General features: G+C 55.2%; 14 protein-coding genes. 9 read left to right on the forward strand and 5 right to left on the reverse strand.

Going from position 1 to position 14,411, the window contains the following annotated elements; genetic code table 11:
* Positions 1-242: 242 nt before the first annotated feature.
* Together ROO76_18785 and ROO76_18790 are read left to right on the forward strand one after the other, a co-directional pair.
* On the forward strand, positions 243-722 hold the full coding sequence (locus tag ROO76_18785; protein ID MDT8070218.1) for a hypothetical protein: 480 nt from the start codon (positions 243-245) through the stop codon (positions 720-722).
* A 416-nt stretch (positions 723-1,138) separates the two neighbouring features.
* Positions 1,139-1,339 (forward strand): hypothetical protein, encoded by a 201-nt coding sequence (locus ROO76_18790; GenBank protein ID MDT8070219.1) that lies wholly within the window; start codon positions 1,139-1,141, stop codon positions 1,337-1,339.
* Between the two features lie 68 nt (positions 1,340-1,407).
* On the opposite strand, the gene ROO76_18795 is transcribed toward ROO76_18790, so the two are convergent.
* Positions 1,408-2,058: a Crp/Fnr family transcriptional regulator gene (locus ROO76_18795; GenBank protein ID MDT8070220.1), complete on the reverse strand. Its 651-nt coding sequence runs from the start codon at positions 2,056-2,058 to the stop codon at positions 1,408-1,410.
* 339 nt (positions 2,059-2,397) lie between these two features.
* Between ROO76_18795 and ROO76_18800 the strand changes: the two genes are divergently transcribed.
* From ROO76_18800 to ROO76_18815, 4 genes are all read left to right on the forward strand, one after another.
* Entirely contained in the window at positions 2,398-3,216 is an 819-nt protein-coding gene (locus tag ROO76_18800) for a hypothetical protein (protein MDT8070221.1), read from the forward strand.
* Between the two features lie 728 nt (positions 3,217-3,944).
* Positions 3,945-6,383, forward strand: a complete 2,439-nt coding sequence (locus ROO76_18805; GenBank protein ID MDT8070222.1) for a glycosyltransferase family 4 protein — start codon at positions 3,945-3,947, stop codon at positions 6,381-6,383.
* Positions 6,380-7,366, forward strand: coding sequence for a glycosidase (locus ROO76_18810; protein ID MDT8070223.1), 987 nt, complete (start codon positions 6,380-6,382; stop codon positions 7,364-7,366). Before ROO76_18805 ends, ROO76_18810 begins: the two co-directional genes overlap by 4 nt.
* Before the next feature lie 573 nt (positions 7,367-7,939).
* Positions 7,940-8,146: a hypothetical protein gene (locus tag ROO76_18815; protein ID MDT8070224.1), complete on the forward strand. Its 207-nt coding sequence runs from the start codon at positions 7,940-7,942 to the stop codon at positions 8,144-8,146.
* A gap of 526 nt (positions 8,147-8,672) precedes the next feature.
* Here ROO76_18815 and ROO76_18820 read toward each other — a convergent pair.
* On the reverse strand, positions 8,673-9,119 hold the full coding sequence (locus tag ROO76_18820) for a hypothetical protein (GenBank protein MDT8070225.1): 447 nt from the start codon (positions 9,117-9,119) through the stop codon (positions 8,673-8,675).
* A gap of 719 nt (positions 9,120-9,838) precedes the next feature.
* Positions 9,839-10,117 carry a hypothetical protein gene (locus ROO76_18825; GenBank protein ID MDT8070226.1) on the reverse strand — a complete coding sequence of 93 codons (279 nt, stop codon included), beginning with the start codon at positions 10,115-10,117 and terminating at the stop codon, positions 9,839-9,841.
* 1,200 nt (positions 10,118-11,317) lie between these two features.
* On the opposite strand from ROO76_18825, the gene ROO76_18830 reads away from it, so the two are divergent.
* Entirely contained in the window at positions 11,318-12,211 is an 894-nt protein-coding gene (locus ROO76_18830) for a hypothetical protein (GenBank protein ID MDT8070227.1), read from the forward strand.
* Positions 12,212-12,383: 172 nt separating this feature from the next.
* Here ROO76_18830 and ROO76_18835 read toward each other — a convergent pair whose 3' ends face one another.
* Both ROO76_18835 and ROO76_18840 read right to left on the reverse strand, forming a co-directional pair.
* Positions 12,384-12,581 carry a DUF5522 domain-containing protein gene (locus ROO76_18835; protein MDT8070228.1) on the reverse strand — a complete coding sequence of 66 codons (198 nt, stop codon included), beginning with the start codon at positions 12,579-12,581 and terminating at the stop codon, positions 12,384-12,386.
* A complete protein-coding gene (locus tag ROO76_18840) occupies positions 12,581-13,096 on the reverse strand; it encodes a L,D-transpeptidase family protein (protein ID MDT8070229.1) in 516 nt (171 codons plus the stop codon). Before ROO76_18840 ends, ROO76_18835 begins: the two co-directional genes overlap by 1 nt.
* A 94-nt stretch (positions 13,097-13,190) precedes the next feature.
* Here ROO76_18840 and xerD point away from each other — a divergent pair, with 94 nt between their 5' ends.
* On the forward strand, positions 13,191-14,228 hold the full coding sequence (xerD, locus tag ROO76_18845; GenBank protein ID MDT8070230.1) for a site-specific tyrosine recombinase XerD: 1,038 nt from the start codon (positions 13,191-13,193) through the stop codon (positions 14,226-14,228).
* Positions 14,221-14,411, forward strand: a 191-nt coding sequence (locus ROO76_18850) for a site-specific integrase (protein MDT8070231.1), incomplete at its 3' end; no start/stop codon positions are given. The genes xerD and ROO76_18850, both read left to right, overlap by 8 nt.

Here is a 14,411-nt window from a genome sequence, read left to right on the forward strand (position 1 = left end):
TCAAGCTCCGATAAATTGGACACGTGCTTCCCAACTGGCGGCTTTATCAGGCATCCGCCTGGAAATCGTGAATCGGGAACTCGGTCGGGCACATCTAATGCATTGAGCACATTCCTCGGGCTACGTTCCCTAAGTTCCACAATCCCTCCCCTCCTCGATTAAGGATCGCCCTATGGCCACGCTCCTAGCCATCATTACTGGGATGGAGAAACGATGAAAATCAACAGCTGCTTGAGGCTAATATGCAACGACCGCGACAAAGTATTGCAACTGGAATGACCCTGGTTCGCAGGGGCACCGAGTTTCCGCCAGGCCTTCAGGTCGAAACTACCGAGTACTGCCACGACTGGGAAGTGATTGAGAGCAGCGACAACATTGATGCGCGCCTTCGCTCGTCTGGGTGGAATCTGTTTTTCATCGCTAGCGCCGTGAAATCGACTTGCCTTGGAGTTGGCGACGCGAATCTGCGCAAAGGGGTAAACCGGCTACTCAAACAGATTCGGATCCTGAACGTGAATTCCCTTCGTGTGACGCAGATCGCGAGTAAAAGCTTTCTAGGAATCCGCTACCATGTTCTTCTCGCGCATCCTTGCCACATACAGCAGGGCTGCTTTCTTCAGGCCGCGGACGCGCGGAAAGAAAACATCAGCCAGCGTGCCCTCAAACTAGCTCCGGCGCATTCGTTGGCGGTACCAGGTGTTAAAGCAACGGAGACAAACTAATGCACCTGATCACCAAGGGGGTACCCCACGCGCCGAGCGTGTTGCTACTGGAGACCCGTGGAAGGTCACGCGACATGCACGCGATGATACTGATGACGCATGGATACGACATTGAATGCACCGCGAGCCCGGCGGAGGCATGGCGGATATGGAAGACGAAACATCCAGATATGGTAATGATAGCGTTGGATGTTTGTGACAGGCGTTTCTTTGAGGTTGTGGAAAGGATCCGCCGTTCGGACACCTCGCAGTTGGTGGGAGTGCTTCGTCCGGCCCTGTGCTCGCTCTCAGTTGATGGGTGCACCGTACGCCGCGCAACACCTCCCGACGACGTGCTCGTCTCCGCGGGAGGGAATTGTCGTGCAATAGGCTCAGCCAAGGTCGCCACAGTGTAGCTGAGCGTGTACGGGGGAGCTATGAAGGTTTACGGACTGAAGTGCAAGAATCCGCGATGCAAGAATGTGTTCGTAATCGGGTTGGAGAAGCAGCCGCGATCGGAATGGGTACAGCCTTTCGGGCGTCAGGCGCAAGAGTGCAATACTTGCCACTCGACAGGAATCTATTACTATGAGGATGTTGGTCTACTGGAAGTTCCCGACGGTCCTATGACGTCATGATGTCGCGCTGGCGGTCAGTCGTGGAATCCGCGGCTTGAGTCGCGGGCTGCAGTCAGAAATGCGCGCAGCTATTTACACAGCAGGAAGGTGTGCAGCGCCTTGTGTACGTGCAAGCTGCCGTTGTAATCGATCAACCCCGATTCTCGAAAACGATTCATGAAATAGCTGACTCGGGAGCGAGTGGTACCCACCATCTCCGCCAGGGTTTCCTGGCTGACATGCAGGACAGCGGTATCGGCCGCATTGCGCTCCCCAAAATGACTCAATCGCAGCAATAAGCGAGCCAGCCGCATCTCGCTCGAATGCAACAGGTGATCGGTGAAATCCTCCTCGACGCGCCCTATGCGTGACAGCAAGTCGAATACAAAGAGACTCGAAAACTCAGGTTCTCGTTGAATGATGTCATTCAAGGTCGATCTCTCCACCGAGGTGACTGTGGAAGACTGGAGGGAGGTCGCGGTCGTCGGCCTCCTCGCGCCCTTCACGAGGCAGCACTGACCGAAAAAGTCACCCTTCCCGAGGATTGCGAGAACCGCTTTCTTGCCGCGCGTGGAGGCAACCGTGAGTTTCACGTGGCCGCTTTCAACGTAGAACATCGCGTTGGCGGCATCCCCCTGTGAATAGATTGTCTCTTTATTCCGATATTCCCGGGTTGCTCTTTGACTTCCTATCTTGCTCATGAGGTCCCCGGACCTGTAGTTCAGGATGCCGTCATTCATGATCCATTCCTCCCAAGCCGTTGACCACGTTTCATGAGTGTGCCTGTTCGTAAACTCAGAAACGTCGCAAATTGGCCATGACTCGGCACGCCTAGTGTCAACCGTTTTGGCACCCGAATACTGGTCTGAATTGACCACGGTGGCGTGCTTGTGCTCGGTTGAAGCAACCGTGATTATTCTGCAGCTTGGTCAATATTGCACAGTCTTCCTTTTGAGACTTTGGCATTGTTTTTGCGGGTGTCTCACTCCGCGACTCTGAAGCGCCGAGGACTTTGCATTGGCTCGGCGGGCGCAGGACTTGGAGTGGATAACCGCCTAAATGACAGGCAGGAATCAATCATGAATATTTTCACCTTTCGTCATGAGTTCATCATCTCCTGCTCCCTGATCCTGGTGCTCGGCCATCTTTCGACGGCGCAGCAACCGGATACAGTCCCGGTTACGAACCAGATTTACTACGACACCGAGCAGTTGGTTGACAACCTCATCGAAATGAACCTCCACCGGCTTCAAGCGCTTCGAGCGTATGAGTCGAATAGAACCTATCGGGTCGAGTATCACGGATTTGGGGGCGCTCGCACTGCAGAAATGGCTGTGAAGGTGAAATATTCAGCACCACGATCGAAGGAATTCACGGTTGAATCAGCGAGCGGATCCAAATTACTCATCGATAGAGTGTTAAAGAAACTGCTGGAGGCGGAAAAAGAAGCATTGGACGAGGAGGTTCAGCGTCGTTCAGCACTAAATCGCGACAATTATGATTTCACGTTGGTTGGCTTTGAAGACACTGCCTTCGGTCCAATGTACGTGCTGGTCGTCGAGCCTAAAAAGAAAGATAAGTTTCTCTATCGAGGGCGGATTTGGGTAGACGCGTCGGACTTCGCAGTGACGCGGTTAGTGGCAGAGCCAGCGAAGAACCCGTCATTCTGGACGAAGAAATCCGAAATCGAACAGGAGTACAGAAAGGTAGACGACTTCTGGCTTCCTGAGCGCAACCACAGCCTGTCGTCGATTCGACTCGGCGGACGGGCTGATCTGACGATTGAGTACAACGATTACCAGATAACGAGCGCAGCTCCGGTCGAAAAGTTATCCCTGAAGGAATCGGCCCCTTCAGCCGATTTTGGGCTCGCGCAACAACCGGGCGAATTCCGGTAGGGGGGTGCTTTCCCGCCGTCTGGCCTGACCTGCGACTTCGCATGCGGGCTCTTGTCCGGAAATTCCGCGGAAACTCAAATCCCATTCGATCGGTGGGAAGTGACGAACTAAGGCCTCTTTCTTTTCTTGCCTTTGACCACAACTCAAACAGACGGCCCCCACTTGCCTGATATCGATTTCTTTCGTGATCTCAGTCTCACGTATTCCGAGCGATCCAGCAACAACTGGTCCCCCGCAGGTCTCACAACGATACACACAAAGATGAAGGTGCTGCCTTTTCATCCGAGGAGTGTATCTCGACAACGGTTGTGGTACTGATCAATCTTGACCATCTTAAATTGATTCAACGCGCGAGGATGCGAGTAGTACTACCCGTTGGAATGTACCTCTGTTACCGAACTTGTGATGGGCGCAAAGAAGCAGGGCGCTTAGAAGCGGTACCTAATCTTCGTCTTAACATCAGCGAGGTGATCGACGGCCCAATTGGGGATCTCCCATTTTGGACAGTTTTTGCTGTGCGCTCGCAGAGCACGCCAGAGGGCAGGTACTGCGTGCCAGATCGGATTAAGTTGAGCACTATTGCTCAGACTGCGTGACGTTATCCAGGCTAGCCTAAAGGTTCCCAGGGAAGCTGCTTAATTCTAGGACCGCTCACAACGTCAATCAGCCGAAGCAACAGCAAGGACTTCATGAGTACAGTTAATCTACCCATCATCAAGGAGATATTAATGGCCCCATTACCGGAGAGTGCATCCTTGAGGGCTACGCCATCGCGCCTGAAGGCGCGGACCAGTCCGGTGCTGGAAAAACTCGCAGCTTCGTTCGGAATCATTTCCGGCGCCCCCCATCCCAGTCGGATTGCTGTAGTCGGAAACTACCTCCCACGACAGTGTGGGATTGCGACGTTTACAACGGATCTCTGTGATGCAATCGGCGGAGAATACGGATCTGCTCAATTGCTGGCAGTTCCAGTCAACGATCCTGGTTCTCACTACAGTTATCCCGCACGTGTGCGATTCGAACTCACGGAGGGAGATCCTTCCTCCTACGAGGACGCTGCCGATTTCCTCAACTTCAGCAATGTCGATCTCGTTTCCCTTCAGCACGAGTACGGCATCTTTGGCGGCCCGGCTGGAAGCCACATTTTGCGCCTTTTGCGACGCCTCAAGATGCCGGTAGTTACAACACTTCACACGGTTCTTCGTGAGCCGGACTCGAATCAACGCCTGGTCATGGAAGAAATCGCTCTCCTCTCGGACCGCCTCATCGTAATGAGTGAGCACTCCTCGAGATTGTTACAAACGGTGTTCAATGTTCATGAAGAGAAGATCGATATCATCCCTCATGGCGTTCCAGACCTTCCCTTTGGAGATCCCAACTACTACAAAGACACTTCAGGAACAGAAGGCAAAGCGGTTTTGCTCACGTTCGGACTCCTGACGCCAAACAAAGGAATTGAAAAGGTAATCGAGGCACTGCCGCGAATCGTTGCTCAACATCCGGAAGTGGTCTACCTGATCGTGGGTGCGACGCATCCCCATATCAGACGACGCGAGGGAGACCGATACCGGCTTCAGCTGCAGGCCCTGGCAAGGAAGCTTGGGGTTGAACGTAATGTGATATTTCACAACCGATTCGTTACTCCTGAAGAGATGGCTCAATTCGTCGGCTCAGCCGACATCTACATCACCCCGTATCGCTACGAAGCACAAGCCGTCTCCGGAACCCTCGCATACGCTGTCGGCGCGGGTAAGGCGGTCATCTCAACCCCATACTGGCACGCGTCCGAACTGCTGGATGAGGACCGCGGAGTGCTGGTCCCCTTTGATGACTCCGGCGCAATCGCGACCGCGGCGATTGACCTCCTGGAGAACGAAGCAACTCGTCACGCGATGCGCAAGAAAGCTTACCTCTACGCGCGTGATACGGTGTGGAAAAAAGTCGCTCAGACCTACATGAGCGTGTTCGTTCGCGCCCGAACCGACCGCATGAGGACGCCGCGGATTGCGTTCTCCGACTTGAACGCTGAAAGAACGCTGGACAGATTGCCATCGCTAAACCTGGATCATCTGCATCGAATGACAGACCACACCGGGATCTTGCAGCACGCGGTGTTTTCGGTTCCCAACTACCGGGAAGGCTATGCGACCGATGATAACGCTCGCGCGCTCATCGTCACTGTCCTGATGGAACAGCTCGGAATGACGGAAATACGCGAGTCGGCAGAGTTGGCGTCGTGCTATCTGGCATATCTATGGCACGCGTTCAACCCCGCGACAGGCCGGTTCAGAAATTTTCTGAGCTATGAGCGCCAGTGGCACGAAACCGAAGGTTCCGAAGACAGCCACGGACGCGCATTGTGGGGACTGGGAACTGTTCTCGGACGATCGAAATCTCCGGGCTTAAGAGGCACAGCAGGTCGGCTTTTCGAGATAGCACTCCCGGCAATCCATACTTTCAGCAGCCCGCGGGCGTGGGCGTTTGCTGTTCTGGGCTTGCAGGAATATCTCGACCGTTTTCCCGGCGATCGAGCAGCTCTCCAGACAAGAGATGAGATGGCACACAGGCTGATGGACATCTACGCCACTAATCACTCACCGGGTTGGCAGTGGTTTGAGGACGTTCTTGCATACTCAAACTCCCGATTGCCTCAGGCTCTCGTAGCGTGTGCTTCGCGGACCGGCGACAAGGCGATGCTGGCAGCCGGCCTCGAATCTCTGGACTGGTTCGTTACCATGCAACGCTGTGAATCAAAAGGCCACTTTGTGCCGATCGGCTCACAGGGCTTTTATCGCAAGGGCGGAGTGAAAGCCCGGTTCGACCAGCAACCAGTGGAGGCAGGCGCAACCGTCTCCGCATGTCTCCAGGCTTATGGTGCCACCGGAGATGATCGCTGGTTAAAAGACGCGTGGTCGGCCTTCAACTGGTTCCTCGGCGACAACGATCTCCAGATTGCCCTCTACGATTCCAGCACCGGTGGGTGCCGGGACGGTCTACACCCCGACCGAGCCAATGAAAATCAAGGAGCCGAATCCACTCTCGCATTCCTGATGGCATTGCTGGAAATGCGCCTTCTCGAAGACACCGAGATAGCCACGGGTAAACACGAAGCGTTGACCGAAGCAGCCGACCTTGAGAATTCCCGTATTCCACTGGAGATTCGATGAGTGTGGCAACGACTATAGGTAAGACTCACGACGAACCGCTACTTCACCGGCATCCGTCAAACCCGATCTTGTCGAGCAAGGATTGGCCATACCCGGTAAACACTGTTTTCAATGCTGGCGCAACTCTGCTCGATGACGGAACAACTCTCCTGCTCTGTCGGGTAGAAGACCGCCGAGGCATCTCGCATCTCTGTGCCGCTCGATCGGTGAACGGTGTTGATGGATGGAGAGTTGATGTAACTCCCACGCTGGTGCCAAACCCGGAGGAATACCCGGAAGAGTTGTGGGGCATCGAGGATCCTCGGTTGACGTTTGTGCCGGAACTGAAGCAGTACGCTGTTGTCTACACTTCCTACTCACGTGGAGGGCCCGGTGTTTCACTCGCCCTCACCAAAGATTTTCGGACATTCGAGCGATTCGGCGTGATTATGTCTCCAGATGACAAGGACGCCGCGCTCCTCCCACGCAAGATCGGCGGCTTCTGGGCGCTTGTCCATCGGCCTATGACGGCTCTCGGCGCTCACATGTGGATCTCGTATTCTCCTGACCTTCGACACTGGGGCGGTCACAAGGTAATGATGGAAGCACGCCGTGGGGCGTGGTGGGACGCCAACAAAATTGGCATGTCGCCGCCGCCCATTGAGACTTCCAGGGGCTGGCTTGTTATTTACCACGGTGTTCGTCACACGCCTTCCGGGTGCCTCTACCGGCTTGGATTGGCACTCTTCGACCTCGAGAAGCCCGAAAAGTTGGTACTCAGGGGAGACTCCTGGATATTCGGGCCCGAGACCGACTATGAGCGCCATGGCGATGTCAACGATGTTGTGTTCCCATGCGGTTACACGAAGGATCCCGACGGCGACACGCTCAACATTTACTACGGAGCAGCGGATTGCTCGATTGCACTGGCCCGGACGAGCGTACGCGCTCTCCTCGAATGGTTGGACGTCAATGGAATGTGCGAGCGCCGGCAGCGTTTGTAGAGCTCATGAATATCCTGCGTTGGATGTTTCAATTCGTTTTCCGTTGCCGACATCGGCACCTGAGCCGAGTCTTCACAATCGGCAATAGGACATACCAGGTCTGCTTTGATTGTGCGGGTCAGGTCCCATATCCGCGGAAACCTGTCAGGCCCGACAAGCTGCCTGCCGATTCTGATAAGTCCTCCGCAAGCAAGGACACGAAGCCATCCCAAATTCGAGCAAGTTGACCCGATTGCAATGAACACACTGAACTTCGGACCTCGGGGTTAGGTGAGCGGTATTGCTCAGATTTCGCCAGCCACAAGAGCTAGTGTGGAGGGTATGAAGTCGGGCGTATTCCCGTGAAGAAAGAGAGCGGCGATTCGCAGCAGTAGCCGAAATCATAATGGAACATCCTCTCAAAGACTCTGTTGTACGAATTATTTGTCGAACCCGTGTTGCGGTTGTTTACCTGGCCGACAGTACTCCGACGTAAGGCCCCAGCAATGAACACCCAGGAACACACAACAGAACCTACCCGCCCACCGCGATTGCGAGCAAGGCGGCTGAAACCGGGATGGAGGCTTCGGTAGCATGACCAGCATTCTATTTACAGTTCAAGTTACGGCTCGGCCAGAGAACCTTGGCGATGGGAATAATGAGCGCTATGCTGCGCAAGCGTTTGCAACGAACGGCACGCTGCTTCACTATCATGGCGAAGGCCCCACAGTGGCGGCGGCGTTTCGCCAGTTTGTCCGCACAATCGATGGGCAGGAGTGCGGTCCTACCCATAAGCAGTAGCGGCGTTGAAGCTCAACCTGCCGCGGATCATCACGGGTTACTACGATGGACAAAAATAAACCGGATGCCTCTTCCAATGCCCCTGCTGACTCCAGCGTCACCCACTTGGGCGTCACTTATACGATCACCCATCACGCACATCAGTCTGAGACGCCGCTGGAAACATGCACTTACTGCGGAGGCAGCGGCCAGCTCTACTCGCGCAAATGTAAGCACTGCGACGGCCGCGGCATATTCGTGCAACCTCGTCGGACCTGACCGTCAGCGGGGTGCAGATTCCGCCCGCTCCCTATGACCTCGTTTTTGTGCTGCTCCTGACTCGCAACACGCAACCGTGTTTCTGCACAGTCGTCTTTATCACACAGCCATTATCCGCATCGTTCCTCGTGATCCATGCCGCTTCTGTCCGCAGGCTCGGTTCGCTGGTATCGTCGGGGCCTTACCTGTCTCCGAAGCTTCTGCAATGCTCGAAATCAATGAAAAAGCCCCCGCCAACGAAGGGGGGGGCTGAAACTGTCCTGAGACTTCACTGTTTCGGTTCCAGGATTATCTCGCGTGCCAGGCGGCTTCCAATGATGTCGCGATACGATGCCCGATCAGCGTAGCCGGCCTCGATTTTCGGCATTCCCCCAAAGAGTTGCTGGCCAAGTTGTTCCGCTTTGTCCGCGTTGGCCTCCATGGTCGTCAGGTCCTTGTATTCGGTCATCAAGATCACGTTGCAGTCGGTCGGGTTGTGCGCTTCCGTGCTTATTGCTTTGTAACTGAGCACGTATCCCGCTTTCTTCATGGCATCCTGTTCTGTTTTCCAGTCTCCCGCCAGGTAACGGGCATACCTGTCTTCCATTCCAGCCTTCACGTGGATGCACTGGAGTTGCCACACAGATCCATCGTGGTATGGCTTCGACTGTGCCAGCAAAGGCAAAGCAAATAACAGCAGGCATACGACGGCAAGTGCCAAGGCGATTCTTCTCATCTAAGTCTCTCTCTTTCTTCGTGGGATTCGGAACCGATAAGCCCAAAGGCGTGCTTCAGAGTGGGCAGAACACCCACACGTTGAAAGATAATGCCAGCGTCGTGAGCTTCAGACTGTTCTAGATTGACCACTTCCAGAAAATGGACGAAGACAACCCCAAATTGACAGTTCAGGATGAGCCCCGAAAATGCGACCTTTACCCACTCACATTGACGGATGCTCACGCGAGGCGTACTGTCGAATCAGTGACTTTTCTCTCTCATTCAGATCCCCTGAGCTAAGTCTCACGCAACCTCCTCGTTCGCCTCACATTATTGGACAGAACCCAGTTGCATGCAGACAGTCCCGGAAACCCGCTGGAGACTCGCAAGCGAGAGTGCTTGCACTCCGCAAGGAACTGGTACAAGCCCTGGGGACCGAATAAGCGCCTGATGGCCTTCCATGAATGAACCGAGGTGTCGATTGACTGAAAGCTCTCGAATTGCGAATGGCCCTTTAGAACCTCTACGAAGACCCTGCCCAACCTGCAGAGGCAGAGGGACGGACTCACATGGACACCACTGCCCGACCTGCATAGGACAGGGCGAGATCCAGTTCTATGACGCGGAAAGAATCCTGCATGCCGTGCCAAGAAAATGATAAGCAAGCGATCCGATACCATGCCAGCGCGGCGCCAACGTTCGCTCGCTCTTGATGTGGGCAATCACACCTTGATCACTCTACGGGGATCCATTCCAATGAATCTGTAAATTCTCCGGCCAATCCTGTTTGAGTACACCCTCAACGTGTAGGCGCAACTCTGATTCCGCATACGATTTTGTGCGATCTAGCGTCTCTTGTATCGAAGCGCCCTCAATCGTGGCTGGTTCATCATTACCGATGCGCGTTTGGTGATCCTTGTCCCAAACTTCGACGAAATAGATGCCTGTCCATTTCTCCTGAACAGTTAAACGAAAGTGATGTTTTCCTATTTGGACCTCGGAGGTGGCATGTTCCATATAGACTCCCGTCGCGACCCCATTATCGGAATGTGCTCTTAGCGGCGGCCTCAAATCTCGTTAGCGATCGGTGAGTTTTTCAGCAGACACCGGGATTATCAGCGGCTCAGGCCTCGCACGGACCGTGCGCTTGGTATGTGGTTGGATCTTCGGGCCGCTCCCATCCAGGCTCTTACAGCGTTGGCCCGAAGCAGCACCGCAAACTGGACACCGCGAATTGAGAGCTTTGCTCGTCATTCCCAGAGCTTAGCATCGGGTGATTGCGGAAACTGGCCAATCTTGCTCAGTCGAAAGGTGGAGTCTCCGCCTGTGAAAGAAAGGACCCGGCGACGGTTGCCTGAGTCAAGTCAGACCTATCCGGCGCAGAACGGCGAATGCTGCGCTATCCGCGCGACATCCTCCATGGAAGTTATTCACAGTCGCAGCCAGAGTGATGGGCACTGGTCAATGTTGCACAGTTTCTTAGAGGACCGCGGTCGATACTGTTGTCGGTAGTCAGTCGTTGACTCTAGACCGGAAAGCGGGCCTGCCGTAAATGGGCCCACGACGCTTAGATAGTGACCGAGGTGCTTATGTTCGAATCATTGGATAAACAAATCGAGCAGTCAGAAGGGCCGCCCCCAACCAGTAGGGAAAAGGTATTTCGGTATCTAGGCCTTTTTGCCATTACGGTGATAATTTTCGTAACGCTCTTCATGGCGGTGCGAATGCTTTAATGAAAAAGGTCAATGTCCTTCAGGTTCGGTCCCGATGCTGACACGCTTAACTATGTTCAGAATTCCCTTTACCAGATAGGTAGTTGTTGAGCGTCTTACGTGCGGCTTTCTTCTGGGCAGGAGTCTTGGCCGCATGTATCTGGGCCACGACGGCCTTGGCTTGCTTCTCGAATCTTCTTAGCTTGCGCGCCATTCCCCGAAGTGTACTGCCGTTCCGCGAAAAGTTGAAGTCTCAACCTTCCCAGGCCCACCTTGTTTGAATCCAGCACGCAAGCGTGATTAGGTCTTCATACTCGCCACCAACCTCCTGTAACTTCTCGCGATCATAATTCCCGGGAAGGAGGTCTGCCGGGAGGCCGCGCATAGCGCCTAACTCTCTCCCTGACGGCTCGGAGAGGTCGCCGGCGAATATTGTTCAAAACTGACCAGACTCTGCAATGGGTCTTTGGAATACTGGTGCTGAGTTTTTCTAGAGCAGGTCAGCATGCAATTGCCTATAGCGAACATGGTCGAACCGGACCAGAAAGTGATCGAGAGTCATCCGTGGGATCGCCCCATCTGGAAACCTACCAAGGGCAAAGGGGCCATTTTCCTCTACTTAGTCCTGATACATGTTCTGGCCGTGATCGGGCTCACTCTGTTTCCGATTCCAAGTCTCCCGGTTGCAGTATCGGCACTGATCCTGGTGGCCTTAGGCAGCCTCGGAACCACTGTCGCTTACCACCGTACCTTGTCGCACCGGACACTAAAACTGAACCGAGCGGTCGAACAGGTGTTGATCTTCTGTGCGATGTTTAACGGATCGGGCGCTCCTGCCAGCTGGGTAGCCTACCATCGTCACCATCATGCGAAGGCCGACACTCCGGAGGATATTTCAAGTCCTACCCACGGCGGTTTCTGGTGGGCACATTTGCGCTGGCTGTATCAGTCGCCCCCCGCAGATGCTAAACGCTGGGCGCCGGAACTTAATAAAGGGGTCTACACATTCTGGCGGTACGCCGAGGTCCCGGTCATCCTGTTATCACTATCCTGTGGATTCCTGCTGGGATGGCAGGGCTTCTTCTGGATCGGTGCAATTCGCCTGGTGTATTCGCTGCACATGCAATGCTTCGTGAACAGCCTCACCCATTTAGGACATAGCAAAGACGGCGATACCAGCCAGAATGTCTGGTGGCTGGGGCCCCTGCAACTTGCCGCCTGGGGCGAGAATTGGCATCGCAATCACCACTCCAACGCCGGGTCGGCACGCTTCGGATTGCGTTGGTGGCAGGTTGACGTCGGCTGGTACTTCATCTGGATTCTTGAAGCCGTCGGTTTAGCTAAGAACGTCCGGCGTCCGAGAGTTGGAGCCCCGTCCTTGCCGAATGCCTCACTCTGAAACCAGGTTCCGTGTAGTCCACTTGAGCCCGAATGTTCCGATACCGGCCTGGCGTCATGGCATGGAAGAGGTCGTCGGTTCGCTCCCGACAGGCCCATTATCCTTTCGGTTTGCCCAGCATCCCCGTCCAATTGCGTCCTCTCTAAAGAACTTCAGGCAGGTTAACCCAATATCAGCGGCGTGGGTCCGTTCGCCGAGTATCCTTTACGTCTTCCTTGATCTTTACGTCCTGCTCTGGCTTGAATCCGTAAGGGCAGTGGCGACAGCCGGAGCGACAGCAGTAGCCGCGCTTCTTCAGGTATTCGGCAGTGAATACCATCAAGCCGTTTTCGTAGTAGAAATCGATTCCTTCCACCAGAAGGTCAGACATCAGGGGCGAATCTCCACTGGAGCGCCGTCGGGCACGAGGTCCCAGATTTCTTCGATCTCCTTGTTCGTCACGGCGATGCACCCGTCGGTCCAGTCTCGCGCGAGGTGTCCCCGGCCGACCCAGCCGTATCCGTTCGGAAGGCCATGGATCATGATATCGCCGCCTGGTGAGACCCCACGCTTGGCGGCGCGGGTACGATCCTCAGGGTTCGGATAAGAAATGCGCAGGGCGCGATGGAACTTGCTGTGGGAGTTTCTGCCGGTGATGACGTAGTTGCCTTCGGGCGTTCTGTGATCACCTTGCTGTTCCTTGCGACCGACAGGAGCGCCGCCGAGCGAAATGCGATAACTTTTGAGCAGAGTTCCTTTGCTCCACAGTTGGAGTTCGCGCTTCGACTTCAGGACCACGATGTGGTCGGCTTTGACGTTTACTGGAGATTTCGCGTATGAGTACATCGGGGAGAGCACGGCTCCCCAGAGGACCGGCCAAGTCAGCAGTTTCCAGCGAATTGCCATTGTGCTGAAGGATACGGGAGAGAAGTGAGTTCACGTTAGCAGAAACTCAGGGGATTTTCGTTCGGGTTTATCTCATAATGACGTGGCGAGTAGGATGTTTGCGACGAAGGTTACAGACAGTCTGACAAAAACAACAGGGCCACGAACCTCGCTCGCCATTCCCGCCGCCATTCTCCACGCTCAAAATGAACTCGTGGCAGTGCTTTCCAATCAGCGTACGCTCGACTCTTTCCGCGACTACCTGAAGGTCGAGAAGGGCCTGTCTCCACTTACGCTCGAGGCCTACCAGCGCGACCTCACCCAATTTGCGGAGTTCCTGGATGACCGCGCTCTCGCCGGTGCTCGGCGAGAGGACGTTCGCGATTTTCTGAAACACCTCAACGATCACCAGGTCGATGGCCGCACGGTGGCGCGAAAGCTCTCGGCGCTCCGGCACTTTTACAAATTCCTGCTGCTGGACCGGCACATTGCGCACGATCCGACGTTAAACATCGACACGCCGAAGCAGTGGAAGGTGCTACCGAAGTCGCTTGCGCGGACCGAAGTTGAGTCGATGCTGAAGCCGCGCGTCGCCGGTGAGGACAAGCAGTCCCAGGGGCTCGCATTGCGGGATGCGGCGCTGTTGGAGGTTCTCTACGCCGGAGCCGTGCGCGTTTCGGAACTCTGCGGCCTCAAACTCGAAGATTTAAAACTCGACCTCGGATACATGCTCGTCCGCGGCAAGGGAGATAAGGAGCGTATTGTTCCGCTTGGACAGGCCTCGCAAGCTGCCATTACGAAATATCTGCGCGACGGGCGTCCGGCGCTCCTGTGCGAAAGGCAATCCCCGCTGGTGTTCATTGACGTTCGCGGAACTGGACTGACTCGCCAACGCGTCTGGCAGGTCGTGAGCCGCGCGTCGGAGCCAATCGGGCATCACTCCTCGCCTCACATGCTGCGCCACAGCGCGGCGACGCACATGGTGGAGAACGGGGCAGATCTGCGAACCGTGCAGACGATCCTCGGACACGCCGATATTTCTACGACGCAGGTCTATACGCACCTCGCGCTCGACCGCTTGAAGACGGTCTACAAGGAGCATCATCCGCGGGCGCGGAAGAGAACCCAGGACGAAGGGCCAAATCATGGCTGAGAAGCGCAGCCAAGTGCAGAAGGGAATCGACCAGTTCCTTTACTCGTTGCGTGCGAGTCACGCGTCCGAGCACACCATCAAGGCGTATTCCATCGACCTTGACCAGTTCGCGGTGTTCCTCGGTGCGGACGCGCGGTGGCGCGACATCGACCACATGCGCATCCGCAGCTTTCTCTCGCATCT

Source organism: Terriglobia bacterium (assembly GCA_032252755.1).
Lineage (GTDB): Bacteria > Acidobacteriota > Terriglobia > Terriglobales > Acidobacteriaceae > JAVUPY01.